We start from the raw sequence: 22,085 nt of genomic DNA on the forward strand, positions 1-22,085 counted from the left end.
CGGCCCCCTCTCGTCATTCGAGGACGAGCAGGTCGCCGTCCTCATAGGCCGACACGTATGCCGGTTCTGGATTCGTCATCAGTAGGCCGACGGCCGCGATCGCTGCGACGAGCGCGGACGGGTCCGCTGGGGACTGCTTGCGGTCGACTACCCAGCCGTCGCCGAGCGCCTTCACCGTCGCCGAGTTCGCGGGCACGTCAAGCGCGGGCTGCCCGCCGTGCGTCAGCCGCACGACCGGGTCGTCCTCGACCACCGCGGAGCGCAGCAGGTCGAAGAACGCGCCGTGCCAGCCCGCCAGCTGCGGGCCTTCCCACGGGTGCGGATCGAGCCCGGCATCGACCAGCGCGTCCCACATCGACGAGATCGGGGCCCCGCGCCGCTGCGCGGCGACGTAGGTCGGGGCTACCTTTCGTTTCGGCGACGTGAGCCACGGGATCAGCCAGTCCGGCCCCGAGCGCTGCGCCGCAATCTCCACGCGCGGCACGCCCTCGGTGTCCCAGTACGCGATCGCGACGTACACCATCGTCCGGTCGTGCGACATGTCGATGCCGTAGCAGGCGGGCCGCGCGGTGTCGCGAGTGACGCCGCGCGAGGCGCGGTCGTTCTTCGTGTCGAGCGATGCTGCCCATGAGCCCGCGGGGAACGGGCCGAGGCCGGCCATGTTCACGAACTGGCACAGCACCTCGGTGCGGAACACCCACTCCGGGTCCGTCGAGGCCGCGCCCGCGATCGAGCGCTCGTCGATGGTGTACCCGAGCGACGGGTTCGCCTCGCACCAGCCGTCCCGGTCCCACACCTCACGGTCGGGGGCCGCGGACCACTCGAAGATGCCCAGTGAGTCATCGGCGTCTTCGGATTCGTGCGGCAGGTCGACCATGCCGTCCTGTCCGTCGGGCCAGCCGAGCGCGCGGTGGGCGAGCGACCGCAGGTGCCGCAGTACGACAGAGGAGAGGTCGCCCGCGTTCGACGCTGCCCAGACTTGCGCGAGGCGGCGGGCCATCGTGGTCTTGGTGACTGCGCCCCATGCGTGCCAGTTCTGGTGCTCGCGCAGCTCGTCGAGGAGGACGAGGTCGCCGGAGAGGCCGCGGCCGCCGCGGCGCGATGCTGCAGCGACCTTGTAGCGTTCGCCCGTGTTCAGGCGGAGCGCCTTCTTCCCGTTCGTCTTGTCGACGTGCTCGATCAGCTCGTCTAGCTCGGGGACCGACTCGGCCATTTCGACCGCGCCCGCCCACTGCTCCTCGGCGATGTCGAGCGACTGCGCCGTACCAATCACGAGGGGAGCGCCGTCGGCGTACATGCGCCACAGGCTGAGCACCTGCATGAGTGTCGACTTGCCGTTCTGGCGGGCGACGAGGAGGACGACCGTCTTGAACCGGTAGGTGCCGTCCTCGTTCGTTTCGAGCGCACGGATGAGGAGCGCCTTCTGCCACGGCAGAAGCTCGACCTCGAGAATCTCCTCGGCGAACTCGATGCACTCGAATCCGCGGGACGTAGCGCGAGTTAGCTTGCGTTTCGGGGGCGTGAAGACCCGCGGCTCGGTGCACCCGACGCGACGCTTGAATGACGCGGCCCGGGTGGGCCCGCCGACGGCGGCGGCGTAGGCGGCACCGGGGCCGCGGGATCCGGCCCTACGCGGTGCGTCCTCCCCGGAGCGCCGTGAGCTTCGCGCGCTTTTCGTCGTTGCCATTCGGTGCCTTCGCCTTCAGGTCTGCGCGGGCCGCGGGCGTCGCCCCTAGCTCGCGCAGGATGTTCATCAGGTGGGGCAGCAGGTAGAGCGCCTTCGTCTCGGCGAGGGCATCGCCGGACGCGGCGGCGGTGTCGATGCGCTCGGCGATACGGCGGCCCGACGCGATGATCGATACGTCCTCGGGCTCGGTCTTGAGCGCCTCGACGGTGCTGTCGAACGCATTCGTCATCACGGACTCGCCGCGGGACGCGATGCCCGCGAGCCGTACACGCGCCTCGGCGAGCTTCTGCGCCTGGTCGATCGCTTTGATATCGCCGTTGAGGGCCTGCGTCCACACGGCCTGCTGTAGGCGGTCGAGGCGGTCGAGTTCGAGCGCGCGCACGTCGGCCGGGTCCGTAGGAGTGCCCGTTGCCTTCATGGCCCGTTCGATCGCTCGCTCGGCCTGCAGCGGAGTGCTGAACCCGAGCCGGTCGACGATGCGCGCAACAGAGACACCGGCGCGGCGCAGTTCGAGGGCGCTCCGGTCGCGGTCGGCGCGATCGTTGGTGCTGGCCATGCTTCCTCCAGGGGTGCTCACGCGCGCACACGCACGCGATGGGGTACTACGGCCGGAGGGGGATAGTTCATTACCGGCGCACCTGCCCGTGGGCGGGGTCGCCGTGATTCGGACGCCCCTACCCGGTGGCTACCGTGTGAGGGCGCGGAGTAGGCGGCGGATCGGCCGGTCGAGCAGGCTCACCCGTAGGCGTAGCCAGGAGAGCGCCAGAGGGTCACAGGTCCAGTCGGGCGCGACGTTCACGCCGAGTTCTCCGCCGAGGTACGAGTAGTAGCCGCGGCCGACGGCGTCGAGGCCGCTGTCGTTCGTCACGCAGGCGCGTAGCTCGTCGTAGTCGGTGGCGCTCACCACGACAACGCTCGCCTTGCGCGGGTGCTGGTGCAGGGCCACGCCGTACCGTTCCTCCACGTCGCGGACGAGGAGAGCGCGGCGTCGGGCGATGCTCGCTCGGTACCTCGGCAAGGCGGTCTGCAAGGCCAGCATGTCGTCGATCATGCTCACGGTCGGATCACCTCTCCGGATGCGCTCGTGTCGAGGCAGGGGGCCAGGGCCTCGAACAGGTCGAGGTGCTCGCGGTGCGGCACGTCGGCGTCGATCATGACGGTGTCGAGCGCGAGGCCACGGTGCCCCTGCGTTCCCGGTCTGCGGAAGTAGATGAAGCCGCCGCTCGGGTAGCAGATGCGCTCGCGCCCGTTGGCTACGAGGATCTGTGACGCGGTGTCGAGCAGCTCGTCGGGCACCTCGTCCATCGCGTACCGGGGGTGGTACGTGGCGACGAGGATCCGGCGGCCCTCGTCGCGGGCGGCCTGGGCGAGTGCCTTCGCGGTGTACTTGTTCATGCCTCCTCCACGCCGATGAGCGTGCCGCCGCGGGCCTGGACGGCCTGGCGGAGGTCGCGCAGCTCGTTCGCGCGGATGCGGGCGTGGCGGGCGACGTAGATGCGGTCGAGGCTGTAGCCGCGCATGTCTGTTCCGGCCACCTGGATCAGGAGGACACCGCCGGAGTGGTAGTCGATTGCTTCGGTCCCCGCGGCCCTGTGGATGCGGCGTGCCGGGGCGACGAGTGCCATGTCTTCGAGCGCGGGCTTGGCGTGCTCGCGGGCGGCGACGATGACGGCTACGCGGAGTCCCGCGTGGGCGTCGAGTGCGGCGTCATTCACGCGTCTGCGTCCTTTTCGAGTTCGTCGGCGGCGCGGCGGAGCGCCGAGGCGACGCCGGAGCGGAACGCGGTGTTGTCGAGGGAGAGGCCCGGGCCGTTGCTGCTTGGGCGGGCTACGAGCGGAACCTCGGCCGTGGCGATTTCTGCGGGCGTCGCGTCGCCGAGCCGGAGGAGGATGCCGAGGGACGCCTCGGGGCTCACTTCTTCGCCCTGCTCGTCTTGGTGCCCCGGCGGGCCGGAGTGTCGGCGAGGCCTTCGAGCGCGTCACCGAGGTCGGTTTCGCTGTCCGCCGCGGTCCAGGTGGCCCGCGCGCCCTTCACGGTGTACGTGCCGCCCTTGGCCGGGAACTCCTTGGTGTTCGCGTGGACGTCGTAGCGCTTGCCGTGCAGGGGGCCGCCAGTGCAAGTGATGCGTTGCATGGTCATGAGGTTCTCCTTCGGTGGGTACGGCAAAGGCCCACCCCCGGAGGTGGGGGTGGGCCTTTCGGGAGCGCGGTTGCGCTCGGCTGGTATCAGTCGCGGGACCAGGGCTCCTCGGGGTCCGGGCGGAGGACCACGGCCGCTCCGGCCTGAAGGTCGTGGCCGTTCGTGTGGTTGTAAGCGGCGAGGGTTCGTTCGCCTACGCAGAACCGACCGGCGATTGCTGCGAGGGTCTCGCCGGGCTGCACCGTGTAGGACACGATCTCGCCTTCCTCGTTGAGGGTAGGGTCTCCGGCGGCCAGATCGCGCGGGCCGGTGTCGAATATTTCTCCGTCCAGGCGGGCCGTATTGCTATAGGAGGGCGCGTAGGCATCGGCGGGGAGCCGGATGATCGCGGTGGGCCCATCCTTGCAGTCCGCCGCGCTCAGTTGCGTAGGGGTTGGCGTGGGGCCCGGCGTCTCGGCCGGTTCCGGCGTCGCGGTCTCCGCGGCGACGGGCCCTGGGCTCTCTGCGACTGCCTCCGGCTCTGCGCTTGGAGAGCAGCCGGTCAGCGCGAGGGCGGCGACAACGGTCACCGAGATCAGAGCCGCATGCTTCTTCATAGGTCGATCCTCATATCGGCGGCGGCGTCGGTTCCGCCGCTGCCGGGGTTCCGCCGCCGTTCCGCGCCCCTGCTCGACGCCTATGGCGGCGAGGGCGGTCACTGTTGGGGAGGCATCGGAATGTCCGGGTTGTTGGCGTACGCCTGCCCGTTCTGGTCGCCAACGCTGGAGATCGTGTATGGGTTCAGGTTGAGGGTGTCTCCCTCGTAGAGGTCCATCATCGTGATCCGGGACCCGGCCTGTGGCCAGGGGATGTCCGTCTCCACGGTCGAGGTGTTGCGACGGATCGAGTTCAGTAGGACCAGGTAGTCCCTCGTTGCGCAGAACCGCTCCGCGATCGCGTCCTCGTTGTCGCCCGCGGCGACGGTGTACGAGGCGGGTACGCCCTCGTCATCTGCGGCGGCGTCGCCCTGCGCGCCCGGGCGCGCCCCGGTGTCCTGCAGCGGAACGATCGGGAAGCCGCCCAGCGAGTCGCCGTCCCCGTAGGAGCCGTATGCGTCGTTGTTCTGGCCTGCGATTTGCTCGCATGCGGCGGCGTCGGTCTCGGCGGGCGCGGTTTCGGTGGGCTCCGCGGCGGGCGTTTCGGTGGGCCCCACCGGCTCGTCCGTTGTCTCCGGCTCCGGCTCCGGCGACGCGGTCGGTGTGGCGTCGGCAGAGGGCGGGGCGCTCTCGGCCGTGGCTTCCGGCTCGGCACCCGTGGCGCAGCCGGTGAGGGCGAGCGCGGCGATGCCGATGACGGCCGCCGCTGCGTGTGCTGTGCGGTAGTACATGCTCCGATATTTTCATCTATCGGGGGGCGAAAGCCAGCCCGGGCTACCACTCCTCCGCCACGGCCCCGATCTCGGGCCGCGGCGGCCGCGCACCACGGGACCGGTTGCAGCGTACATGCGAGGGGCGCAGATTGCTGCGCACGAGCGCGAGGTGCGGGTGCGTTGAGTACGGCTTGACGTGGTCCACATCGAGGGCGTCGGGGTCATGTGCCGGGGCGTCGTAGTCGATCGGTTGCCCGCATAGCCAGCAGGGCGGCCGGGCGATGCCCCAGAGGCCGTGTAACTCGGCGTGGAGGTCGCGTTCCGCTCGGCTATCCCGTGTCATGTTCCGTCCGCTTGCTTTGTCCGTGTGCAGGAGTAACGTATGTACTACCAACCGGTACATACGAAAGTAGATGAGATGAAGACCTACAGCACCCGCGAGGCGGCCATCAGAAACGAGATCATCGAGCCGATCATTTCCCAGGCCGCCGAGGCCGGAGTCGAGGTCTGCGCCGACGACGTCTACGCGACCTACGACATCCGGTGGATCGCCTTTTCGATGATCAGCACCACCGTCCGCCACGGTCCGCTCGAGCACTACCGCAACGGCACCGATGACCAGTTCTGGGCCTGCGTCGAAGACAACTTCCTCTGACTTCCGCCGCCCGAGCAGCACGGGCCCGGGTGCGACCCCCGGGCGGGCACGACGGCAACACCGCCGCCACCACACGAAGGAGCAAGACATGGCACACGAAATCGACGAACTCGCCCCCGGCGTCCACGCGGCGGCATTCGCCCGCATCCCCGCGTGGCACCGCCTCGGCACCGTCCTCGACGGCGAGATGACCGCCGAGGAGGCCATGAGGGCCGCCCACCTCGCGGGCTGGAACGTCCGCAAGATCGGCCTCACCGCCACGGAGGTCACCGACGACGGCGTCACGTCGCTCGAGGTGCCCGACCGGTACGCAACCGTCCGCACGAACCCGGTCACCCAGGCGACCGAGTACCTCGGCACCGTCGGGTCGTTCTACACGCCCATCCAGAACGAGGAGCACGCCGAACTGCTCAACCGCCTCGTCGACGAGAGCGGCGCGCACTTCGACACCGCCGGAAGCCTCCGCGGCGGGCGCGAGACGTTCATGACGATGAAGCTGCCCGACACGATGCTCGTCGGCGGGAAGGACGCCGTCGACCTCAACCTCGTCGCGCTCAACTCGCACGACGGGAACTCCGCGTTCCGGTTCCTCGTCTCGCCCGTCCGCGTCGTCTGCGCGAACACGCAGGCCGCCGCGCTCCGCGAGGCGAAGGCGACGTTCTCGATCCGCCACACGGCGAACGCGGGCCGCGAGCTGCAGGAAGCGCGCGAGGCCCTCGGCCTGACGTGGAAGTACGTCGAGGCGTTCGAGCAGGAGGCCGAGGCGCTCCTCGCCCGCCGGTACACGAACAAGCAGTTCGACGCCTACGCCGCGCAGCTGTTCGGCATCAAGGACGACGGCAAGGCCAGCAAGCGTGCGGCCGAGAACCGCGACGGCCTGATCCGCCTCTACCGCGACAGCGACACGCTCACCGGCATCCGCGGCACCCGCTGGGGTGCCTACCAGGCCGTGACCGAGTACGTCGACCACTTCGCGCCCACGCACGGCGAGGACCAGGCCCTCGCGCGCGCAACGCGCACGGTCGCCAGCCACAAGGCCGACCGGATCAAGAAGAGCGCCTTCGCCCTCCTCTGACAACGACTGGGCCGGGGGAGCGATCCCTCGGCCCCGAAAGGAGTACCGCTATGGCGGTCAAGACATCACAGCCGGGTGGGGATGCCCGCCGACGGGCGGGTAACGTCATTCGCATGGCCGGACAGGACTACCTCGACATTGCCGGGATCGCCGAGCGCATCGGCGTGAAGCCCGCCAGCGTGCAGACGTACCACACGCGCGCGAAGACGAACAGGAAGGCCGGGACGCCGAAGGAGTGGGACCTGCCCGAGCCGGACATTCGCATCGGCGGCCGCCCTGCGTGGCTCGTCGAGACGATCGAGACGTGGGAGAAGGCGCGGCCGGGCACGAATACCGACGCGGCGACGGCCGCGCGCCGTAAGGGCGGCGAGCCGTGATCCGCTCCGAGCAGGTGCGCGCCCGCTACGCCGTCTCCGACGAGATGCTCGCGCGCGGGCGGGGCGACGTGTGCCCGGCGTGCGGGAGGTCGGTGGGCTAGTCGTGGCCGGTTGGTGTGGCGGGGTCGGGGCGTGGTCCCGGCCCCGCTTGCTTTCCGTTTGTGTAGGAGTAACGTATGTACTACCAGCCGGTACACACGAAGGAGCTAGAGATGACCGACACCGCCGCCCGCGTCCTGATGAGCATCAGTGACAACCAGGGCTACGCGCCCGACCAGATCAACAGCACCATTAGCCTCGGCGACCTGCTCGAGCAGGTCGAGCAGGCGGTAAAGGTCTTCGGCGAGGACGCGCTGGTCGTCCTCGCCAACGGGCAGCGCTACGGGGCGGGCTACGGCGCGATCCCGTCGCTCGCCTGCGAGGACCTGTTCGTCGACCCCAACGACGAGGGCGACGACTACTACTGAGAGGAGGAGGCCCGGCCGGGTGCACAACGTCCGGCCGGGCCTCCGGCTTATCCGGCCGTCAGCTCGAGCAGCTCGGGCCGGTACACCGGGGCCGAGTCGAACGACGGCTCCCATGTCGCGAGCTTGTCATTCTGCGGCCGAATCGGCACCTGCGCGGGGTCTGCCGCAAGGGCGACCGCTTCGCGCGTGAGCCGGATGCCCAGCGGGAACAGGTAGTCGGACCAGAGGTGCGACGCCTTCATCCCGCCGGGCACGATGACGTGCTCCTGTAGGGCGATGGGGCCACCGTCGACGCGATCGGTGAGGTGGTAGATTGTGCCGCCCGTGACGCGCTCGCCGAGGCGTGACTGCCACTTCACCGCGTCGCGGCCCCTGTGGAGGGGCAGGAGCGACGGGTGGTAGCCGAGGGCCAGCGGCGCGCGTGCGCGCGTTCTGCGGCCCACGAATGCGTGGCTGTGGGCGGTGTAGATGAGGTCGACGCCGTCGGGCACGTGGTCGGGCGTGAGCCGGTCGACGTCGGTCCACGGTGTGCCCGTGCGCTCGCAGTAGAGCGCGAGGGGATCGCGGCCGCCGCGGCGGCCCTCGGCGGGGGAGCAGACGCCCGCGAGGGCGTGCCCGTCCTCGACGATTGCCTCGGCTGCGGCGAGCCCGAACGAGCCGGACCCCGCGAGGTACACGTTGATCATGCCGTCTCCTTGTGCGTGGAGGTGTCGCCGTAGTAGCGGAAGCCCTGGACGGCGCGCAGGTGGCCGCCGAAGCCCGAGGCCCCGAAGGATCCCGTCTTCGCGGCGGCGCGTTTAAGGGATGCCTTTGACGCGCCCTTGTTGGATCCGGACAGCGTGCCGCTGATCTGCCGCCACAGCGTCGAGCGCCGGAGCGCAGCCGATAGCTGCGGGTGGGACGTGTGGAAGGTGGTCGTCATCCGTCGGCCAGGGAGGACGCCCTCGCCGGTGCGCTGCAGCTCGCAGACGTGGTTGAGGAATCGGACGCCTACGCCCGCACCCTGCCACTCGGGCAGGACGACGAGCCGGGACGCGCGCGCCTCGACGGCATTCACCTTCCGGCCCCGTCGGTCCTTAGTCGCTACGTTCTTCGTGCCGACGCCGAGGTGCGCGACGGGCTCGCCGTCGACGAACGCGACGTAGCACTTCGCGCCGATCATGCGGGGGATATCTAGATAGTGATGCGGCTTAAAGAACGGCCATAGGTCCCACCCGCCCATCCGGACTTCCACGTCGATCCTCGGCCGTCGCCAAGTTTTACCCTCCTTGTCGGAGGCAAGCTGGAACTGCTTGGTGCCGGTGTCGATGACCCAGTCGGGCTCGACCCAGTCGAGGATGTCGTAGTGGCAGGACAGGAGAACGGCCTTGCCGCCCGTGCGACGCCACGCCTTGGCGAACGCGCCCGCGCCCACCTTTGCGATCTGGCGGTCGACCACAGACGTGAACTCGTCGAACACGACGCGGTCGGGCTGCTCGGCGAGGATGCGGGCGAGGTCGGCTCGGAAGCGCTGCCCCATCGACAGGACCGAGTACGGCCGGAGCCATACGGGCACGTCGCCGAGGCCCGCGGACGCGAGCGCGCCCGTGACGGCGTCGAAGCTCCCGCCCGGGGCGATCGCATCAACGATGGGCTTGTCGTCGGGCCAGCCGTCGGCCTCGTAGAAGGCATCTCCGTCCCAGAGCTGCCGACCGATGCTCGACTTGCCTGACCCGGAAGGGCCGACGACGACGCCGACCTTCCAGTCGCCGTCCATGTCGATCGGGAGGTCGAGGTCCAGCCGGAACCGGGTGGCCTGGTCGTTGGTCGCGTTGAACAGCGAGCGGACGCGCTCGGCGCGGTATGAGTCGTACGGCGGGACCGATTGGTCGACGCGGATCGCGGTCGTCATACCGTCACGACCTTGCACTCGTAGCCCTCGCCCTTGAGGCGTTCGTAGACGGCCTCCTGCTCGGCCTCGTTGGTGCAGACGACCGTCACGGCGAACTGGGCGTTGTATTTGTCGTCCTCGGGCTCGAGCAGGTCGGCCGCGCCGGGAGCGCCCTCGTCGTCCGAGACGAGCTCGTCGACTGCGTCGGTGTCGTATCCGGTGCCGTCGAGGTCGTCGAGGCCGCCCAGCAGCTCGAGGAGTGCGTCGGTGTCGTAGTCGGCGAGGTCGTTCGTGCGGTTGTCGACCGCGACGATCTTCGCCGCCTGCTGCTCGTCGACGTCGACGACGGACACGAGCACCTCGCCCCACCCGAGCTTCCGCGCGGCCTGCAGGGTGTGGTTCCCGGCGAGCACCTCGAGCGCGTGCCCGGTGTGTGTGCCCTCGTTCACGACGAGCGGCCGGTACTGACCGTGTGCCTTGAGCGATGCGGCGATCGCGTCCACGTCGCCGCGCCGGGGGTTGCCCCGGTACGGGCGAAGATCGGCGACGGGCATTGGGACGGTACGGACGATCGTTGACACGGCGAACTCCCTAGTGCGCGGGTGAAGACTGCCCCGCGGGGAGTCGTCTCCGGTGCCTGACCGGCCCTCGACCCACGGGGATGCGAAACGCCCCCTCGACGGAGCTAGGTGCCGAGGGGGCGTTTCTCGGACAGCTTTTGCCATCCAATAGGAAAGACTATTGCACGTTTTGCAGGTTCTTGTCTACCCGACACGCGGTCGGCCCGGACGAGTCCGGGCTGCCGCCGCTAGAACGTCTTCGGTGCGGACGTTGAGGCCGTCGGTGGTCTCGGTTGCCCGGAGCTTGCCTCCCCGCACCCAGCGGTAAATCGTGTCCGGGGACTTTCCCGTTGCGGCGGCCGCCTCGGCGATAGTCAGTTCGCGCTTTCGGATCGTTCGGCCCATCATGCGTTGCCGCCTCGAGTGGACCCAGCCAGGATGACCGGTCCGCCTACCTGGATCGCCGCCTGCGCCGCGAGCGTCGGCTGCCAGCCGCGGTCCTCGAGCCCGACCTTTAGCGTGTCGAGCAGATCGCAGATGCCGGACATGGCCTCGACTACTTCGAGCTGCTGTTCCGGGGTCATGCGGTCCCCCTCGCGTTGGCCCGCTCGGCCGCGATGAGCGGAGCTAGGCCGTCGGCGAGCGCGCGGGCATCGTGCTCGTCGGTCAGCACGCCGGTCGCGTCGATCGCACGCAGAATGCGCAGCCGTACGGTCGGGTCGGCGTTCGCCCCCGTCCCGTGCTCGATCGCCGTTGCGAGCGACGGCCACCCGCGGCGCACCTTGTGCTGCCAGCCGCGGTGAAGTGACGGCGCGGGGCCTGGAACTGTCCAGGCCTCCCGGATCGCCGCGAGCGCTTGGAGGGCGGCCGCGCCCGCGCGTGCGTCCTGTGCCTGCTGGTCGTCGAAGATCGTCCCTCTCGGGCCAGCATCGCCGTGCAGACGCTTCGCGGTCTCCCGCATCTCGGCGGGTGTCATCTGGTCAGACATCGTTCTTCTCCTGCCATTCGTAGATCAGGGGTGCTTCTGGGAGCACCCGCGAGATGGTCGCGACGCCGATGTGCCACCGATTCCCGCAGTTGCACTGCCACACCGCGCCGAGCCGCCTGCCCCTGAGGCGCGCGAGCCAGAGACACGGGCGGCGACACTGGTGCCCCCACCCGGTCGGGCGGACATCACCCACGGCGCACCTCCTGGGCGGCAAGGAGAGCAGCGCGGATTCCGTCGCGGTATCGTCCCGCGAGCGCCGCGTCGGTGGCTACCAGTCGTTCCCATGATGTGAGGCCGCTCGCGCCCTCGTAGAACGCCGCGCATCCCGCCTCCACCTCGGCTTCGCTCGCCGTGTAGCTGTCAGCCATGTTCCCGCTCCTCGCGTCGCTGGTGGGCCTTCTCCTGGAGCCAGTCCGCGGCCCCGGATCCCTCGTCCTGCTCCCGGGCTTCCCCTGCCAGGGCGTCGATCAGCGCCGCGTCGTGCTCGCGCAGAGCGTCAGCGGGGACACCGCAGAGAATCACCACCATGCCGTCGACTTCAGCGACGTCGACGTTCACTCGTGCGTATCGGAGCGCAGCTTCGATGGACGCGAGAGCGGCGTCGCGCTCGTGCTCGGCGTCCGTGAGCCGGGAGAAGAACCTCTGCGAGGCGGTCATCTTGTCGATCAGGGCCTCCGCCCTCTTGGCCCGCTTCTCGGCCGCGATGCGGCGATCGCCGCTGTCAATCAGCGCGCGCCGGTAGCGCAGGACCTGCTCGGAGAGCGCGCCGACCTCGCGCCCTGCCCGGACAAGGGCGGCCCGCAGGCCTGCGAGGCTCGCGCGTTTCTCCTCGGGCGGGCCTGTCTCCTCGCTGGGGTCGTAGGGCGTTCCCCCGGCCGCACTGGCGTTCACTGGACCACCAGCTCGGTGCTGTGGCTGATCTCGCCGTAGTCGGTGGGGAACAGGGCCATGAGTCCCTCGGATAACAGCCAGGCTCCGCCCGCGGTGGCCGCGAACATGAGTGCCGCGAGGATCGTGAGCGCGGCGAGGAACGTGAGGACCGCGAGGGCTGTTCGCGCGTAGTTGGTGGTCATGCGTAGCTCCTTTCGATGGGCCGGGGCGGTTTGCCCCGGCCCGGGGTGTCAGCGGGGGACGGCTACCCAGCGTCGTTTGGTGCCGGGCGTCGCGGCCTGCTCGTTCGCGTTGAACGTGTCGAGCAGGCCGAGCTCGCTCTCGCGAAGGAAGTTGATGGGGCTGATGCGCTTGCCGCGCGGCGAGACCATGTAGAACTCGAACAGCTTCTCGGTCGTGGTCTCGTTCATCTCTATCTCCTTCGTGTGTACCGGTTGGTAGTACATACGTTACTCCTGCACGAACGGAAAGCAAGCGCCGGATCCCGCCTACGGGTACAGAACCGCCGCGGCGTCCCCAGCGATCCGCTCGGCGAGCGCCGGGGCGGCCACGCCTTCGCGTTGCACCGCGAGGAGGTTCCCGGCGCGCACCTGCGCAGCGAGCTCGAGCGCCGCCTGCGCCTGCGCGACGCCGATGCTGTATTCCATATCCAGGCGAGCGCGGTCCGCGCTCACCGGCCCAACTCGCCGGATCGCGTCACGGTAGGCGTGATCGGCATCGTCCAGCGCCTCGGCGGCCTCGTGCGCGTGGTTCGTTGTGCGGTTCATCGTGTAGCTCCTTCGATTAGGCGGCCTGCTCGGCCTGGATCTGTCGGCGGTACTCGGCGAGGTCGACCTCGACGATGTAGGGGTCCCACGCGCTGCCGCACGCGGGGTTGACGCAGCGGTAGACGAGCGGGTCGAGGTACTGCAACGGCGGGCGGCGTTCGAGGGTCATGTGCCCGCAGCCGCCGCGGTGTTCGGGGCACGCGATGTACCCGAGCGGCCGCGAGTACTCCTCAAGCGGAAATGCGGCCAGCGCGCGCTGAATGGCGCGGTAGAACCGCACGGCGAGCTGTGCGATGTGCAGGTCCGTCGTATCGCCGGACTGCGCGATGCCGAGCGCCAGCTCGACACGGTCGCGGACGTGCTCGATGGTGTCTTGCGCCCCGAACCCGTACGCGGTCGTGCCGCCCGGTCGCACCGCGAGGGGCTCGGACGGATCGCACCTAAACGCGAGCTCGTGCAGCGCCGCCCACGTGTCGTCGGCGGTGAGCCATGACGTCGGCACGATCACCTGCGAGCCGGGCCGGGTCGGCGATCGCGGCCCGTCGGGTACTGAGCCGCGCTCCACGGATCGCATGTGCGTGATGAGGTCTACGGCGATGTCGATCGCGGCCGCGTAGCGCTCGTTGCACGACTCGCAGAGCATCCCGCGGGTTGCGGGCTGGGGGAGGCATCCCTCGCAGGCGACGGCGCGCTCGCCGTCGAGGGCGACTCCGCGGCAGGTCGGCAGGTGCTCGCCGTAGACGGTGCACGGCTTGGCCATGCGGAGGGTGTGGGTGACGCACGGGAACATTAGGAATCCTCTCGGTGGCAGGTGCAGGAGGTGGCGACGGCAGAGTGCCCGTGCGGGGTCCAGCAGCACGCGTGGCCGCAAGGGCTCGGGGCCTCCCGGGGCCGTGCGGGGGGCACGACCCTGGGAGCTGGACGGCGGCCCATCAGAACGGGGTGTCGTCCGAGAACGACCCTGGGGTGCTCCACGCGTCGGCCGAGGCGGGCGTCGACCAGTCGGGGGCGGCCTGCTGGCCGCCGGGCACCTGGGCGGGGGAGCCGCCGCGTGCCCCACCGGCCGCTCGGGTGACCTGGGCCGTGGCGTAGCGCAACGACGGGCCGATCTCCTGGACATCCAGTTCGATCGACGTACGCCGCTCCCCCTCGCGCGTCTCGTAGTTCCGCTGACGGAGGTTGCCCTGCGCGATGACGCGCATGCCCTTCGTCATGGATCCGGCGACGTGCTCAGCGAAGTCGCGCCACACGCTGGCGCGCAGGAACAGGGCTTCCCCGTCCTTCCACTCGCCCGACGCGCGATCAAACGTGCGCGGGGTCGAGGCGATCGTGAAGTTGGCCACGGGGACGCCGGACTGCGTGTAGCGCAGCTCGGGGTCGGCGGTCAGGTTGCCTACGACGGTCATCACGGTTTCTCCGGCCATCAGGCCACTTCCTCTCGGATTTGCTCGCCGCGGAGGTAGCGGCGAAGCTGCTCTGTCTCGTGGTCGTACTCGCGGGTCGCGAGCACGCCGGGGGTGGGTCTGAATCGCTCGCGGCGCAGACGCCTACGCCGGTTCTCGGAGCGGAGGAGCCGCTCCTGCGCTTGGTTCGCCCAGTCGCAGGCGGTGCAGTGCGACTCGGTCATGAGGCTCGTCCGCCCTGGCGCTCGGTGCAGTGCATGCAGGTTCCGTCCTCGAGGAATCGGTGGCCGCCCGCGCACGGGTCGCCGGGTGCCGAGCGCATCGCGGCGGTCCACTGCTGGTCGACGACCTCGCGGCTCGCGACCGGCAGCTCGTCCGTCCAGCGCTCGCCGTTCAGCCACACGACCAGCGCCGGGACGAACTGCGTCTCCGTCGTCTGCGTGTACGCCTGCCCGAACCGGATCACCTGGTCGGCGAGCCACGACGGGTCGTGCTTCTGCGCCAGCCGGACGAACTTCGCCTCGGACTTCTTGCGCTCTGTCTTCTTCGGCCATCCGGCATAGGCCCGCTCGAACTCCTCGCGGATGCGAGGAATAGATACTCCGTTAGGAGTACGGGACGGGACGGGACGGGTAGCGGGGGACTCCCCCTCGGGACCAGACCGGGACTCCCCGGGGGTGTCCCCTGGGGACACATCGGGGGACGCGTCGGGGGAGGTGAAGCGGCCGTCCCCCGAACGGTCCACGCGGGACGATCCGCGGGCGCGCTGCGCACGCTTCTTGTCTCGCTCGCGCTCCCGGCGCTCCTCGACCTCCGCGCGTGACGGCTGGTGATCCATCCAGTCGTGGAACTTCCATCCGTCCGCCTCGCGGGTCCACAGCCCGGCGTCTACCAGCTCGTCGGCTACCTCCTCGGTGCCCAGGAGGCGCAGGGCCCGGGCGGGCACCGTGCCGTCGAGGAGCTGCTGCGCGCAGTACGTCCCCGCGCGCACCCACAGGGCGACCGCCGAGTCCGACAGGAGCAGCACCTTCGGGTGCGACCAAAACTTGTCGTCGACCTTGAACCACGCCATTACGCGGCCCCCTCTCGGGCGTCGGGGCCGTACACGGCGAGCATCATCTCGACGGCCTCGGCGCGCGGGATGTGCACGCGCCACGGCCCGTCGTCGGTGAGCGCGTACCAGCGGCCCGAGGCCGAGTGGTAGTAGGGGACGCGCGCCGGGTCCTTCACCCAGCGGCGCACCTTCCACCCGTTGAGGAGGGCGAGCGTCTGCATGTCGGCCTCGAAGCGGGCGTTGCAGGGCCCGCACGCGGCGAGCCCGTCGGCGTACCCGGGGCGGAGGCTGGACCCGCCCTGCCCTACGGCCCGTCGGTGCTGAAAGGTGAGGCCCCATTGCGTGCCGCACGCGACGCAGCGCTCGCCGTCGCGCTCCTTGGTGCCGCGGCGCACCTTGTCGGTCGGGTCAGCCACGGCGGCCTCCGATTGCGGCGTCGACGTGCTTGCCCACGTTCATTAGCTCGAAGTGCCGCCGGTTGACGGACGCGAGGACGCCCTTCGCGTAGTCGGCGGCGAGCTTGGATTGCTCGGCTTCGCGCCGGAACTCGCGGAGGCTGTGCGACGCCCGCTCCCGGGCGCGGGTCAACGTAAACCCGCCGCCCAGGAGGTCGTCGATCATCTTCGCCCGGCGCGCGTCGTAATCCAGCTCCGCCTCTGACGCTTTTGCGAGGAGGCCGGTATCGGTGTCGCCGATGAACGCGGTGAGTTCGAGGCCGAGCATCGATAGGTGGTGCAGGGTGCGCGCGATTGTCACGGGGTCGAGCGCGCCCTGCTCGACGAGGGCCTCGGCGCGGTCGCGGAGGTCGCTCCACTCACTCATGCGCCGTACCTCCTGGCATCGAGGAGGAGGTTCGGCTGTACGAGCCCGCGGGCGGTGCCCTCTGTGTTCACGACGAGGACCGGCTGGAACTTCCCCTTTTCGGCTGCCGTCGGGAACACGAACCGGAGGGCACCGATGCCGCTGCGCAGCCAGCGCGTGTCGGCGCGCAGCGCGGGCGTCACGTCATCCTTCGACGCCGCGGCGAGCGCGCCGCGGAGAAGCCACTCGGCCTCGTGCGCGGGGAGGGCGATGCTGCCACTCATGCGTGCGCCTTCTCTCCGGCCGGTGCGTCCTCGGGGGTTTCCTCCGCTGCGGGTTCGGCGTCGGTCGGCTCGGACTCGGCCTGGCGGGCGCGGCCGAGCGACGCGATGCGGTCGAGGTGCTCGAGGGGCGCGCCGTCCTGCTTCGCGGCCTGCCAGAGCCCGGCGAGGTGAGAGGCGGGCGCGCCCGCGGCGTAGTCTTGCTCGGCCTTCGCGGCCCAGTTCCTCGGCTCCGGCGCTGCCTGTGCGGGGGCCTGCAGGCGCGGGGCCTGCTGGGGCTGGTTCTGGTACGCCTGCGTCGCCTGCGCGTCGTCGTCGTCGCCGCCGGGTGCGACGCCCGTGATCGCGGTGAGGATGTAGCGGCGTGCGTAGGTGATCGCCGACCCGAGCTGCTGGGGCGGCGTCGCCGCGGCCGGGAGCGGGTACTTCCCGGCGAGGCGATCGCCCGACTCGTGGGTGAGCGCGTACTCGAGGAGGAACCCGCGCTCGTCCTGTGTCGGCATGGCTGAGAAGGCGAGGCCGTGCTTTCCGAGGAGGGGGAGGGTGGCCTCGGTCACGTCGGAGAGGTCCGCGTAGTCGTACGAGTACGAGCCCTTCTGCGATGCGACGTTCGCGGTTTGCCCCTTGCGGACGTTCGGCACCTCGGCCTGGAACGCGGCGAGCGCGGCGGCGAGGTTCGGGTGCTTCGGCGGCTCCTCGTAGGGCGGCAGGCCCGCGGCGGCGCGGGCCGCGTTGGGGGTGGTCTTCGGGGTGCCCTTGGGTGCGAGCTTTTCGGCGGCGGCGGTCATGTTCTAGCTCCTTGCGGTGATGGTGAGCCGCGGGCGCGACTCGGTCGTTTTGGTGAAGCGCTTGGCGGCGCTCGGGTAGCGGGCCTGGAACGCCTTGGAGTCGAAGCGGGTCGACTTGACGGGTTTGCCCGAGTAGGTGACGTTCGCGGCGGTGCCCTCGAACTTGACCGGCTCGCCGTGGGCGTCGATCAGTTCGCGGATCTGGTCGTCGAGGTCGGAGACGTGCGCGGCGGCGACGTCGGCGGCCTCCTTGAACTGCGCGCGGTCGGTCAGGAGGCGGTCGAGCTCGGCGAGGCTTTCGGGGACCGGCTCGTCGGCGGCGGCGCGCCAGCGGTCGACTGACTCGATGAGTTCCCGCGTCTCGTCCGCGTGGTCGGAGGCGTAGACCTCGAAGACGCGCGGCTCCATGTAGAGCGGGATGAAGTTCTCGTGCGGCTCGAAGGCGAATATGCACTTGCGCGCGCCGGTCACGTGCATCTGCCAGAGGACCTGCCAGAAGTACTGCCGCGGCACGTCCTCCCACGCTTGCCAGTCGTGGAGCGTCGTCTTGATCTCGCCGATGGCGTGCGTGACGTACTCGAGTCCGCCCTCGGTGAAGTTCGGCGTGGGGGGCGCGATCGCGTCCGGTGTCGCCAGGTCCTCCGGCCGCTCGGCGCTTGCGGCGAGGGCTGTCGAGGGCTCGAGGCCGTACTCGTCGGCGAGCCACGCGGCGATGACGGGCTCGCGCTCGTTGCCGTGGCGGGTGAACTGGTTGCCGCGGAACTTGCCCTCGTGGCCGTCCTTCTCGCGGCGGATCGTCGCCCACGTGCCTGCGCCGCCCTGCATGAGGCGGGCCGCGTCGGTGGCGGTGACGCCGCCTCGGCGCTTGCCGAGCCAGCGTTCGCGGTCGGCTCCGTCGTCGATGATGAGGTACGTCATGAGCAGTCCTCCTCGTCGGTGAGCGCGTCGATCGCGCGCTCCTCCTCGGCGGTTGCCTCGGGGCTGTCCCAGATCACGAGGAACATCCCGGGTGCTTTCGGGTGGCCCTTGGCGTAGTGGATGATCGGCATGGGCTTGTCCATGTCCTCGGGGGTGTCGTCGGCGGCGATACCGGCGTCGACGAGCCCGTCGCAGGCGGCCTTGAGCGTCGGTACGACGTTGTCGGCGTCGCGGCGGTGCCGGGTTGTGACGAGCCATACGAGGGTGACGCGCGGCCGCCGCATCGGCGGCACGAGGTCGGACGCGAGACGCCCGACGGTGCCGCGCACGAGCGCGGTCGCCTTGGCGCGTGCGCGGAAGTGGAGGCGCTGGTTCGCCGTCACCGGCGGCGTCGCCCAGGGCAGCTCGAGGACGGTGACGCCCGAGCGGGCGAAGTAGGTGTGGCTCATGACGCCGCCTCCCAGACCCGGTCCGACTTAGCGGCGAGCGCCCAGGCGAGGCCGAGGAGAGCGGCGGCGATGAGGGCCCAGGCATCGACGGTCATGCGCACGTAGCACGACAGGACGGCGGCGAAGGCGAGCGCCCAGGCGACGACCTGCGCGAGTCCGAGGGTGGCGAGCAGGCGGGCCCGGCGGGTGCGGCTCATGCGGCGGCCCAGACGGTGCTCGCGCGGCCGCCAGCGAAGCCGGACACGGTGCCGGTGTCGACGACGCGGCCCTCGTTCTTGAGTTCGGCGCGGCGCTTCCGCACAGAGTCGGTCTGCGTCGCGGGCCAGTCGTTCCGAAACCGGAGGCGGCTGTACTGCCAGGTCAGCTCGTGGTCGGTCATCGGGCCGATGTTGCTGAGCAGCCAAAGGATCGCGCGCTTCTGCTCCTCGCGCTTGGTGCGGGAGGGGGCGGCGGTGTGGCTGGTGTCCGGGTCTGTTGCCCGGGCGAGTGCTTCGTGCATCTCTAGCTCCTTGTGTGGTTCAGGTGGCCGGGGTCAGGCGATCGGCGAGCCAGTCGTCGAGGTCGGCCGGGTAGTAGACGTTGAGGCGGCCCTGCTTGAAGGCGGCGGGGCCCTGCCCGAGGTGCCTGAGCTTGCGGAGCGTCTGGGGCTTGAGCCCGACGTACTCGGCGGCCTTCGCGGTGGGCAGGACGGGGCCGCGGCGCTCGGTCACGCCGCGACCTTTCGCGGCTGCGCGCCCTCGGTGAGGGCCCGGGAGATGGCGGCCGCGACGCATCCGATCCACGCGGGGGAGGCGTCCTCGCGGCCCGTCTCGACGCGCGACAGGTAGGACTCGGAGACCCCGGCTCGCTCGGCGACCTCTCGGGCTGTGAGGCCAGACTGCTCGCGGAGTACCCGGAGTGCCCGGCCAGGAGTGGGTAGCTGTGTCATAGGAAAAACCGTAGCGAGTCTTTCCCCTCGGAGCAAGCTCGGGCCGGAACGAGACTGCAGTATTTTGCCGTTTTGCTTGGCGTAACCGGAAACAGTCGGTAGGCTCTTCCCCATGAGTAGCGAACCGACCGGGAAAGACCTCGTTCTCACCCGCACCGCGATTGAGCGCGCGACACAGCACGAGCGCTTGCTGTACGGGGAGCTTGTGGGGGACCTCCGCGCGGCCCGCGGGATGACGCAGGCGACCCTTGCGGAGCGCTCCGCGGTGACCGCCCGCACCATCCGCAACATCGAGAAGGGCGCGGTCGCGCCGCAGGCGGAGAAGCTCATCCGCCTGTTCGTCGCGCTCGACGTAGACCTCGACGGCACGATGTACAGCGCCGAGGTGCAGGCCTACGTCGCCATGCTCGCCCCCCTCATCCGCGACATCGACCCCGAGCACCGCCTCGCCGCCGTCGCGGACCTCATCCCCGCACTCAGCCGCGCCGTCGCCGCACACCCGAGGAGCAACTGATGGCACGACCCCCGCTCGTACTCGAAACCTGGGGCCGCATCCGCCGGACCACGCTCGGCGGCAGGCCCGCCGCCGTCGCCTACTACCGCGACAGCGACGGCGTCACCCGCAAGATGGAGCGCCGCGCGAAGACCCACGCGCAGGCCGAGCAGGCCCTCGTCCGGGCGCTACGCGATCGCGTCGCCCCCACCGGCGAGACGATCACGCGCGAGTCGACGCTCGCCGAACTCGCCGAGACATGGCTCGATGAGATCGAGAAGGAGGGCCGCGCAGCCGCAACCATCGCCCGCTACCGCGGCACCGTCAACGCCCAGATCAACGAGCACGTCGGCCGCGTGCGCATCCGCGAGGCGACGCCGCCCCGCCTGCAGCGCATCACCGACCGCGTCGCCGAGTCATCCGGCCCCGCGCAGGCGCGCATGCTCGGCGTCGTCCTCAACGGCATGTGCAGCCTCGCCGTCCGCTACGGTGCGGCCCCGTCCAACGCCGCCGACGAGCTGCGCCTCCCGAAGCGTACGAAGAACGCCGTACGAGCGCCTGGGGTCGACGACGTGCGTGCACTCCGCGCGGCGATGCGAGCCTGGGACGCGAAGCCGCCGCACCGCGACGGGTCGATCCACGACCTCGCCGACTTCGCCGACGTGCTCCTCGGGACCGGGTGCCGCCCCGGCGAGGCACTCGCCCTGCGCTGGGACGACGTCGACCTCGATGGCGGGTGGATCACGATCACCGCGACCGTCGTCCGCATCGCGGGCAAGGGGCTCGAGCGCCAGGAACAGCCGAAGTCGGAGGAGTCGCGCCGCCGCCTCGCGCTGCCGCGGTTCGTCCTCGACGCGCTCACCTCGCGGCGCGTACAGGCCTACAACGAGTGGGTGTTCCCGTCGGCCGTCGGCACGCTCCGCTGGCCGGAGAACGTGCGCGCGCAGTGGAAGACGGCGCTCAAGGACACGAGCGTGTCCTGGGTGACGCCGAAGGACTGCCGCAAGGCCGTGGCGACCGTGCTCGGCGTCGAGGACGCGCAGCTGCAGCTCGGCCACGCCCCCGGCTCGACGGTCACCGACCGGCACTACGTGGAGAAGCCGCTCGAGCGTCCCAACGTCGCCGCGCGCCTCGAGGTGTTCGCCGCTGAAAACGGCGAGTAAATAGCGGGCGGCCCCGCTCGTCCTGTCGGACGGCGGGGCCGCTACCCGGGAAAATCCCTGGTCGGAGGGGCTGACGGGAATCGAACCCGCGCTGTCTGCTTGGGAAGCAGAAGTTCTACCATTGAACTACAGCCCCGGAGCTATTCTGCCGCGTAATCACGCGGTAGAACGGCGTTCGCTCAGAATACACGCTGGGGCTTTTTGCGTCGAATCCATCGTTTGCCCACCGCTTTGCGCATCGGATCGCATCGGGCGGGCGAACTTCTCGAGGACCACGGAGACGTCGGGCGCCTTGATGATCTGCACGCCGTAGCGCTGCTTGGTCGTGGTGAGCCACCGAAGGGCCGCGCCCGCCCCGGAGCACCTGAACTCCTCGACTCGAATGAGGCGCGGCGCTGCCCATTCGTCAGCGCATCGCTCCTGCTTCGACTCGACGGGCCCGAAGGGTGTCGGGCGGTTCCCGTGGATGACGTGCGCGAGCTCTCGATTCCAGGCGATGACGGCGTTGAGGACGGCTGCGGCGCGGTAGATGACCGCGTGTTTGTCGTAGCGGGTGGCGAGCCCGCGTCACTGCTTGATCTTGCAGTAGTTGCGCTCGATTGGAGTGGACCCCGAAAGTTGGACTCGGAATCAAAATCCTACGGGCTTGGCAGGGCGTGTTGGCGGTATTCATTGGGGCTGAGGTAGCCGAGGCGTTTCTGGATTCGTGCCGAGTTCCACCAGGTCAAATACTCGGAGAGCCCTGCATGAAACTCGGCGAGAGTCTGCGGTTCTCGGATGCGGAACCACTCCTCCTTGAGATGGCTGAAGAAGCTCTCCATCGCAGCGTTGTCGAGGCAGGTGCCCTTGCGAGACATCGACTGCGTGAGTCCGGCGTCTCGCAACGTGTCTTGCCAGAGGGTGTGCCGATACTGAAAGCCCTGATCGGAGTGGACCAGAGGCTTCTCGCTCGGTTCGAGGTCGTTGATCGCTGTGCGGAGGCC

Annotated in this window: 43 protein-coding genes, 1 tRNA gene and 1 pseudogene; 6 read left to right on the forward strand and 39 right to left on the reverse strand. The window is 69.9% G+C overall.

The window, feature by feature from the left end; genetic code table 11:
- Positions 1-13 precede the first annotated feature (13 nt).
- The 10 genes from G510_RS16335 to G510_RS19105 form a co-directional block, all read right to left on the reverse strand.
- Complete coding sequence (locus tag G510_RS16335) at positions 14-1,687, reverse strand: hypothetical protein (RefSeq protein WP_051216654.1); 1,674 nt, start codon at positions 1,685-1,687, stop codon at positions 14-16.
- On the reverse strand, positions 1,629-2,243 hold the full coding sequence (locus G510_RS0109835; RefSeq protein ID WP_029153500.1) for a terminase small subunit: 615 nt from the start codon (positions 2,241-2,243) through the stop codon (positions 1,629-1,631). The genes G510_RS16335 and G510_RS0109835 overlap by 59 nt, the downstream gene beginning before the upstream one ends.
- A 129-nt stretch (positions 2,244-2,372) precedes the next feature.
- The gene (locus tag G510_RS0109840; RefSeq protein ID WP_029153501.1) at positions 2,373-2,744 is read right to left on the reverse strand and encodes a hypothetical protein; all 372 of its coding nucleotides are present in this window, start codon (positions 2,742-2,744) and stop codon (positions 2,373-2,375) included.
- Positions 2,741-3,082, reverse strand: a complete 342-nt coding sequence (locus G510_RS0109845; protein WP_029153502.1) for a hypothetical protein — start codon at positions 3,080-3,082, stop codon at positions 2,741-2,743. The genes G510_RS0109840 and G510_RS0109845 overlap by 4 nt, the downstream gene beginning before the upstream one ends.
- A complete protein-coding gene (locus tag G510_RS0109850) occupies positions 3,079-3,402 on the reverse strand; it encodes a hypothetical protein (protein ID WP_029153503.1) in 324 nt (107 codons plus the stop codon). Before G510_RS0109850 ends, G510_RS0109845 begins: the two co-directional genes overlap by 4 nt.
- Positions 3,399-3,602 (reverse strand): hypothetical protein, encoded by a 204-nt coding sequence (locus G510_RS0109855; protein WP_029153504.1) that lies wholly within the window; start codon positions 3,600-3,602, stop codon positions 3,399-3,401. The genes G510_RS0109850 and G510_RS0109855 overlap by 4 nt, the downstream gene beginning before the upstream one ends.
- Positions 3,599-3,826, reverse strand: a complete 228-nt coding sequence (locus tag G510_RS0109860) for a hypothetical protein (protein ID WP_029153505.1) — start codon at positions 3,824-3,826, stop codon at positions 3,599-3,601. Before G510_RS0109860 ends, G510_RS0109855 begins: the two co-directional genes overlap by 4 nt.
- Before the next feature lie 86 nt (positions 3,827-3,912).
- On the reverse strand, positions 3,913-4,422 hold the full coding sequence (locus G510_RS0109865) for a LysM peptidoglycan-binding domain-containing protein (protein ID WP_029153506.1): 510 nt from the start codon (positions 4,420-4,422) through the stop codon (positions 3,913-3,915).
- Positions 4,423-4,520: 98 nt separating this feature from the next.
- Complete coding sequence (locus G510_RS0109870) at positions 4,521-5,192, reverse strand: hypothetical protein (RefSeq protein ID WP_029153507.1); 672 nt, start codon at positions 5,190-5,192, stop codon at positions 4,521-4,523.
- A gap of 43 nt (positions 5,193-5,235) precedes the next feature.
- Positions 5,236-5,577 carry an HNH endonuclease gene (locus G510_RS19105; protein WP_425411293.1) on the reverse strand — a complete coding sequence of 114 codons (342 nt, stop codon included), beginning with the start codon at positions 5,575-5,577 and terminating at the stop codon, positions 5,236-5,238.
- A 15-nt stretch (positions 5,578-5,592) separates the two neighbouring features.
- On the opposite strand from G510_RS19105, the gene G510_RS0109880 reads away from it, so the two are divergent.
- The 4 genes from G510_RS0109880 to G510_RS0109900 all read left to right on the forward strand — a co-directional run bounded on the left by G510_RS0109880 (position 5,593) and on the right by G510_RS0109900 (position 7,748).
- The gene (locus tag G510_RS0109880; RefSeq protein WP_029153509.1) at positions 5,593-5,829 is read left to right on the forward strand and encodes a hypothetical protein; all 237 of its coding nucleotides are present in this window, start codon (positions 5,593-5,595) and stop codon (positions 5,827-5,829) included.
- A gap of 88 nt (positions 5,830-5,917) precedes the next feature.
- Entirely contained in the window at positions 5,918-6,904 is a 987-nt protein-coding gene (locus tag G510_RS0109885; protein ID WP_029153510.1) for a DUF932 domain-containing protein, read from the forward strand.
- 50 nt (positions 6,905-6,954) lie between these two features.
- Positions 6,955-7,281 carry a hypothetical protein gene (locus G510_RS17585; RefSeq protein WP_157560532.1) on the forward strand — a complete coding sequence of 109 codons (327 nt, stop codon included), beginning with the start codon at positions 6,955-6,957 and terminating at the stop codon, positions 7,279-7,281.
- A 212-nt stretch (positions 7,282-7,493) separates the two neighbouring features.
- Positions 7,494-7,748 (forward strand): hypothetical protein, encoded by a 255-nt coding sequence (locus G510_RS0109900; RefSeq protein WP_036322767.1) that lies wholly within the window; start codon positions 7,494-7,496, stop codon positions 7,746-7,748.
- Between the two features lie 47 nt (positions 7,749-7,795).
- Here G510_RS0109900 and G510_RS0109905 read toward each other — a convergent pair whose 3' ends face one another.
- The 25 genes from G510_RS0109905 to G510_RS18560 all read right to left on the reverse strand — a co-directional run bounded on the left by G510_RS0109905 (position 7,796) and on the right by G510_RS18560 (position 19,446).
- A complete protein-coding gene (locus G510_RS0109905; RefSeq protein ID WP_029153512.1) occupies positions 7,796-8,434 on the reverse strand; it encodes a formyltransferase family protein in 639 nt (212 codons plus the stop codon).
- Complete coding sequence (locus G510_RS0109910) at positions 8,431-9,639, reverse strand: ABC transporter ATP-binding protein (RefSeq protein ID WP_036322769.1); 1,209 nt, start codon at positions 9,637-9,639, stop codon at positions 8,431-8,433. Before G510_RS0109910 ends, G510_RS0109905 begins: the two co-directional genes overlap by 4 nt.
- A complete protein-coding gene (locus G510_RS0109915) occupies positions 9,636-10,199 on the reverse strand; it encodes a ParB N-terminal domain-containing protein (RefSeq protein WP_211219178.1) in 564 nt (187 codons plus the stop codon). Before G510_RS0109915 ends, G510_RS0109910 begins: the two co-directional genes overlap by 4 nt.
- Before the next feature lie 183 nt (positions 10,200-10,382).
- Positions 10,383-10,586, reverse strand: coding sequence for a helix-turn-helix domain-containing protein (locus G510_RS19110; protein WP_211219179.1), 204 nt, complete (start codon positions 10,584-10,586; stop codon positions 10,383-10,385).
- Positions 10,583-10,762 carry a hypothetical protein gene (locus tag G510_RS0109920; protein WP_029153515.1) on the reverse strand — a complete coding sequence of 60 codons (180 nt, stop codon included), beginning with the start codon at positions 10,760-10,762 and terminating at the stop codon, positions 10,583-10,585. The genes G510_RS19110 and G510_RS0109920 overlap by 4 nt, the downstream gene beginning before the upstream one ends.
- A complete protein-coding gene (locus G510_RS0109925) occupies positions 10,759-11,166 on the reverse strand; it encodes a hypothetical protein (protein ID WP_157560534.1) in 408 nt (135 codons plus the stop codon). The genes G510_RS0109920 and G510_RS0109925 overlap by 4 nt, the downstream gene beginning before the upstream one ends.
- Positions 11,167-11,351: 185 nt before the next feature.
- Positions 11,352-11,534, reverse strand: coding sequence for a hypothetical protein (locus G510_RS0109930; RefSeq protein ID WP_029153517.1), 183 nt, complete (start codon positions 11,532-11,534; stop codon positions 11,352-11,354).
- Positions 11,527-12,057: a hypothetical protein gene (locus G510_RS0109935; RefSeq protein WP_029153518.1), complete on the reverse strand. Its 531-nt coding sequence runs from the start codon at positions 12,055-12,057 to the stop codon at positions 11,527-11,529. Before G510_RS0109935 ends, G510_RS0109930 begins: the two co-directional genes overlap by 8 nt.
- Positions 12,054-12,239, reverse strand: coding sequence for a hypothetical protein (locus G510_RS0109940; protein ID WP_029153519.1), 186 nt, complete (start codon positions 12,237-12,239; stop codon positions 12,054-12,056). Before G510_RS0109940 ends, G510_RS0109935 begins: the two co-directional genes overlap by 4 nt.
- Before the next feature lie 48 nt (positions 12,240-12,287).
- Positions 12,288-12,467, reverse strand: a complete 180-nt coding sequence (locus G510_RS0109945) for a hypothetical protein (RefSeq protein ID WP_029153520.1) — start codon at positions 12,465-12,467, stop codon at positions 12,288-12,290.
- A 78-nt stretch (positions 12,468-12,545) separates the two neighbouring features.
- Positions 12,546-12,824 (reverse strand): hypothetical protein, encoded by a 279-nt coding sequence (locus G510_RS0109950; RefSeq protein WP_029153521.1) that lies wholly within the window; start codon positions 12,822-12,824, stop codon positions 12,546-12,548.
- 16 nt (positions 12,825-12,840) lie between these two features.
- Entirely contained in the window at positions 12,841-13,614 is a 774-nt protein-coding gene (locus G510_RS0109955; RefSeq protein ID WP_029153522.1) for a hypothetical protein, read from the reverse strand.
- Positions 13,615-13,756: 142 nt separating this feature from the next.
- Positions 13,757-14,248, reverse strand: a complete 492-nt coding sequence (locus tag G510_RS0109960) for a single-stranded DNA-binding protein (protein WP_029153523.1) — start codon at positions 14,246-14,248, stop codon at positions 13,757-13,759.
- On the reverse strand, positions 14,248-14,451 hold the full coding sequence (locus G510_RS0109965) for a hypothetical protein (RefSeq protein WP_029153524.1): 204 nt from the start codon (positions 14,449-14,451) through the stop codon (positions 14,248-14,250). Before G510_RS0109965 ends, G510_RS0109960 begins: the two co-directional genes overlap by 1 nt.
- Positions 14,448-15,299, reverse strand: coding sequence for a hypothetical protein (locus tag G510_RS17590; protein ID WP_029153525.1), 852 nt, complete (start codon positions 15,297-15,299; stop codon positions 14,448-14,450). Before G510_RS17590 ends, G510_RS0109965 begins: the two co-directional genes overlap by 4 nt.
- Complete coding sequence (locus tag G510_RS0109975) at positions 15,299-15,697, reverse strand: hypothetical protein (RefSeq protein WP_029153526.1); 399 nt, start codon at positions 15,695-15,697, stop codon at positions 15,299-15,301. Before G510_RS0109975 ends, G510_RS17590 begins: the two co-directional genes overlap by 1 nt.
- Positions 15,690-16,103, reverse strand: coding sequence for a hypothetical protein (locus G510_RS0109980; RefSeq protein ID WP_029153527.1), 414 nt, complete (start codon positions 16,101-16,103; stop codon positions 15,690-15,692). Before G510_RS0109980 ends, G510_RS0109975 begins: the two co-directional genes overlap by 8 nt.
- The gene (locus G510_RS0109985; protein ID WP_029153528.1) at positions 16,100-16,366 is read right to left on the reverse strand and encodes a hypothetical protein; all 267 of its coding nucleotides are present in this window, start codon (positions 16,364-16,366) and stop codon (positions 16,100-16,102) included. The genes G510_RS0109980 and G510_RS0109985 overlap by 4 nt, the downstream gene beginning before the upstream one ends.
- Entirely contained in the window at positions 16,363-17,151 is a 789-nt protein-coding gene (locus G510_RS17595; RefSeq protein ID WP_029153529.1) for an ERF family protein, read from the reverse strand. The genes G510_RS0109985 and G510_RS17595 overlap by 4 nt, the downstream gene beginning before the upstream one ends.
- A gap of 3 nt (positions 17,152-17,154) precedes the next feature.
- Entirely contained in the window at positions 17,155-18,069 is a 915-nt protein-coding gene (locus G510_RS18550) for a YqaJ viral recombinase family protein (RefSeq protein WP_051216656.1), read from the reverse strand.
- Positions 18,066-18,518: a RusA family crossover junction endodeoxyribonuclease gene (locus G510_RS18555; RefSeq protein ID WP_051216657.1), complete on the reverse strand. Its 453-nt coding sequence runs from the start codon at positions 18,516-18,518 to the stop codon at positions 18,066-18,068. Before G510_RS18555 ends, G510_RS18550 begins: the two co-directional genes overlap by 4 nt.
- Entirely contained in the window at positions 18,515-18,715 is a 201-nt protein-coding gene (locus tag G510_RS18280) for a hypothetical protein (RefSeq protein ID WP_029153530.1), read from the reverse strand. Before G510_RS18280 ends, G510_RS18555 begins: the two co-directional genes overlap by 4 nt.
- A complete protein-coding gene (locus G510_RS0110010; RefSeq protein WP_029153531.1) occupies positions 18,712-19,017 on the reverse strand; it encodes a hypothetical protein in 306 nt (101 codons plus the stop codon). The genes G510_RS18280 and G510_RS0110010 overlap by 4 nt, the downstream gene beginning before the upstream one ends.
- A gap of 19 nt (positions 19,018-19,036) precedes the next feature.
- Positions 19,037-19,228, reverse strand: a complete 192-nt coding sequence (locus tag G510_RS16365; protein WP_036322774.1) for a helix-turn-helix domain-containing protein — start codon at positions 19,226-19,228, stop codon at positions 19,037-19,039.
- Positions 19,225-19,446, reverse strand: coding sequence for a helix-turn-helix domain-containing protein (locus tag G510_RS18560; protein ID WP_036322776.1), 222 nt, complete (start codon positions 19,444-19,446; stop codon positions 19,225-19,227). Before G510_RS18560 ends, G510_RS16365 begins: the two co-directional genes overlap by 4 nt.
- 112 nt (positions 19,447-19,558) lie before the next feature.
- Here G510_RS18560 and G510_RS16375 point away from each other — a divergent pair, with 112 nt between their 5' ends.
- On the forward strand, positions 19,559-19,960 hold the full coding sequence (locus G510_RS16375; RefSeq protein ID WP_036322778.1) for a helix-turn-helix domain-containing protein: 402 nt from the start codon (positions 19,559-19,561) through the stop codon (positions 19,958-19,960).
- Positions 19,960-21,102 carry a tyrosine-type recombinase/integrase gene (locus G510_RS16380; protein WP_036322780.1) on the forward strand — a complete coding sequence of 381 codons (1,143 nt, stop codon included), beginning with the start codon at positions 19,960-19,962 and terminating at the stop codon, positions 21,100-21,102. The genes G510_RS16375 and G510_RS16380 overlap by 1 nt, the downstream gene beginning before the upstream one ends.
- Positions 21,103-21,167: 65 nt before the next feature.
- On the opposite strand, the gene G510_RS0110035 is transcribed toward G510_RS16380, so the two are convergent.
- From G510_RS0110035 to G510_RS0110040, 4 genes and pseudogenes are all read right to left on the reverse strand, one after another.
- Positions 21,168-21,238 (reverse strand) — tRNA-Gly (locus G510_RS0110035).
- Positions 21,239-21,258: 20 nt separating this feature from the next.
- The gene (locus G510_RS18285) at positions 21,259-21,408 is read right to left on the reverse strand and encodes a hypothetical protein (protein WP_157560535.1); all 150 of its coding nucleotides are present in this window, start codon (positions 21,406-21,408) and stop codon (positions 21,259-21,261) included.
- Positions 21,409-21,582: 174 nt separating this feature from the next.
- Positions 21,583-21,678, reverse strand: a pseudogene (locus G510_RS18690) (IS5/IS1182 family transposase); the annotation flags it as partial.
- 62 nt (positions 21,679-21,740) lie between these two features.
- The coding region (locus G510_RS0110040; RefSeq protein ID WP_157560536.1) for an IS3 family transposase at positions 21,741-22,085 on the reverse strand (345 nt) is incomplete at its 5' end.

This window comes from Microbacterium gubbeenense DSM 15944 (genome assembly GCF_000422745.1).
In the GTDB taxonomy this organism is placed as follows: domain Bacteria; phylum Actinomycetota; class Actinomycetes; order Actinomycetales; family Microbacteriaceae; genus Microbacterium; species Microbacterium gubbeenense.

What these genes read in the sequence shown, in the direction of transcription:
- G510_RS16335 (WP_051216654.1), bottom strand. Translation starts at nt 1,687, where the DNA reads ATGGCAACGACGAAAAGCGCGCGAAGCTCACGGCGCTCCGGGGAGGAC.
- G510_RS0109835 (WP_029153500.1), bottom strand. Translation starts at nt 2,243, where the DNA reads ATGGCCAGCACCAACGATCGCGCCGACCGCGACCGGAGCGCCCTCGAA.
- G510_RS0109845 (WP_029153502.1), bottom strand. Translation starts at nt 3,082, where the DNA reads ATGAACAAGTACACCGCGAAGGCACTCGCCCAGGCCGCCCGCGACGAG.
- G510_RS0109860 (WP_029153505.1), bottom strand. Translation starts at nt 3,826, where the DNA reads ATGACCATGCAACGCATCACTTGCACTGGCGGCCCCCTGCACGGCAAG.
- G510_RS0109865 (WP_029153506.1), bottom strand. Translation starts at nt 4,422, where the DNA reads ATGAAGAAGCATGCGGCTCTGATCTCGGTGACCGTTGTCGCCGCCCTC.
- G510_RS0109870 (WP_029153507.1), bottom strand. Translation starts at nt 5,192, where the DNA reads ATGTACTACCGCACAGCACACGCAGCGGCGGCCGTCATCGGCATCGCC.
- G510_RS19105 (WP_425411293.1), bottom strand. Translation starts at nt 5,577, where the DNA reads ATGTACCGGTTGGTAGTACATACGTTACTCCTGCACACGGACAAAGCA.
- G510_RS0109880 (WP_029153509.1), top strand. Translation starts at nt 5,593, where the DNA reads ATGAAGACCTACAGCACCCGCGAGGCGGCCATCAGAAACGAGATCATC.
- G510_RS0109885 (WP_029153510.1), top strand. Translation starts at nt 5,918, where the DNA reads ATGGCACACGAAATCGACGAACTCGCCCCCGGCGTCCACGCGGCGGCA.
- G510_RS17585 (WP_157560532.1), top strand. Translation starts at nt 6,955, where the DNA reads ATGGCGGTCAAGACATCACAGCCGGGTGGGGATGCCCGCCGACGGGCG.
- G510_RS0109900 (WP_036322767.1), top strand. Translation starts at nt 7,494, where the DNA reads ATGACCGACACCGCCGCCCGCGTCCTGATGAGCATCAGTGACAACCAG.
- G510_RS0109905 (WP_029153512.1), bottom strand. Translation starts at nt 8,434, where the DNA reads ATGATCAACGTGTACCTCGCGGGGTCCGGCTCGTTCGGGCTCGCCGCA.
- G510_RS0109910 (WP_036322769.1), bottom strand. Translation starts at nt 9,639, where the DNA reads ATGACGACCGCGATCCGCGTCGACCAATCGGTCCCGCCGTACGACTCA.
- G510_RS19110 (WP_211219179.1), bottom strand. Translation starts at nt 10,586, where the DNA reads ATGATGGGCCGAACGATCCGAAAGCGCGAACTGACTATCGCCGAGGCG.
- G510_RS0109920 (WP_029153515.1), bottom strand. Translation starts at nt 10,762, where the DNA reads ATGACCCCGGAACAGCAGCTCGAAGTAGTCGAGGCCATGTCCGGCATC.
- G510_RS0109925 (WP_157560534.1), bottom strand. Translation starts at nt 11,166, where the DNA reads ATGTCTGACCAGATGACACCCGCCGAGATGCGGGAGACCGCGAAGCGT.
- G510_RS0109930 (WP_029153517.1), bottom strand. Translation starts at nt 11,534, where the DNA reads ATGGCTGACAGCTACACGGCGAGCGAAGCCGAGGTGGAGGCGGGATGC.
- G510_RS0109940 (WP_029153519.1), bottom strand. Translation starts at nt 12,239, where the DNA reads ATGACCACCAACTACGCGCGAACAGCCCTCGCGGTCCTCACGTTCCTC.
- G510_RS0109945 (WP_029153520.1), bottom strand. Translation starts at nt 12,467, where the DNA reads ATGAACGAGACCACGACCGAGAAGCTGTTCGAGTTCTACATGGTCTCG.
- G510_RS0109950 (WP_029153521.1), bottom strand. Translation starts at nt 12,824, where the DNA reads ATGAACCGCACAACGAACCACGCGCACGAGGCCGCCGAGGCGCTGGAC.
- G510_RS0109955 (WP_029153522.1), bottom strand. Translation starts at nt 13,614, where the DNA reads ATGTTCCCGTGCGTCACCCACACCCTCCGCATGGCCAAGCCGTGCACC.
- G510_RS0109960 (WP_029153523.1), bottom strand. Translation starts at nt 14,248, where the DNA reads ATGGCCGGAGAAACCGTGATGACCGTCGTAGGCAACCTGACCGCCGAC.
- G510_RS0109965 (WP_029153524.1), bottom strand. Translation starts at nt 14,451, where the DNA reads ATGACCGAGTCGCACTGCACCGCCTGCGACTGGGCGAACCAAGCGCAG.
- G510_RS17590 (WP_029153525.1), bottom strand. Translation starts at nt 15,299, where the DNA reads ATGGCGTGGTTCAAGGTCGACGACAAGTTTTGGTCGCACCCGAAGGTG.
- G510_RS0109980 (WP_029153527.1), bottom strand. Translation starts at nt 16,103, where the DNA reads ATGAGTGAGTGGAGCGACCTCCGCGACCGCGCCGAGGCCCTCGTCGAG.
- G510_RS0109985 (WP_029153528.1), bottom strand. Translation starts at nt 16,366, where the DNA reads ATGAGTGGCAGCATCGCCCTCCCCGCGCACGAGGCCGAGTGGCTTCTC.
- G510_RS17595 (WP_029153529.1), bottom strand. Translation starts at nt 17,151, where the DNA reads ATGACCGCCGCCGCCGAAAAGCTCGCACCCAAGGGCACCCCGAAGACC.
- G510_RS18550 (WP_051216656.1), bottom strand. Translation starts at nt 18,069, where the DNA reads ATGACGTACCTCATCATCGACGACGGAGCCGACCGCGAACGCTGGCTC.
- G510_RS18555 (WP_051216657.1), bottom strand. Translation starts at nt 18,518, where the DNA reads ATGAGCCACACCTACTTCGCCCGCTCGGGCGTCACCGTCCTCGAGCTG.
- G510_RS18280 (WP_029153530.1), bottom strand. Translation starts at nt 18,715, where the DNA reads ATGAGCCGCACCCGCCGGGCCCGCCTGCTCGCCACCCTCGGACTCGCG.
- G510_RS0110010 (WP_029153531.1), bottom strand. Translation starts at nt 19,017, where the DNA reads ATGCACGAAGCACTCGCCCGGGCAACAGACCCGGACACCAGCCACACC.
- G510_RS18560 (WP_036322776.1), bottom strand. Translation starts at nt 19,446, where the DNA reads ATGACACAGCTACCCACTCCTGGCCGGGCACTCCGGGTACTCCGCGAG.
- G510_RS16375 (WP_036322778.1), top strand. Translation starts at nt 19,559, where the DNA reads ATGAGTAGCGAACCGACCGGGAAAGACCTCGTTCTCACCCGCACCGCG.
- G510_RS16380 (WP_036322780.1), top strand. Translation starts at nt 19,960, where the DNA reads ATGGCACGACCCCCGCTCGTACTCGAAACCTGGGGCCGCATCCGCCGG.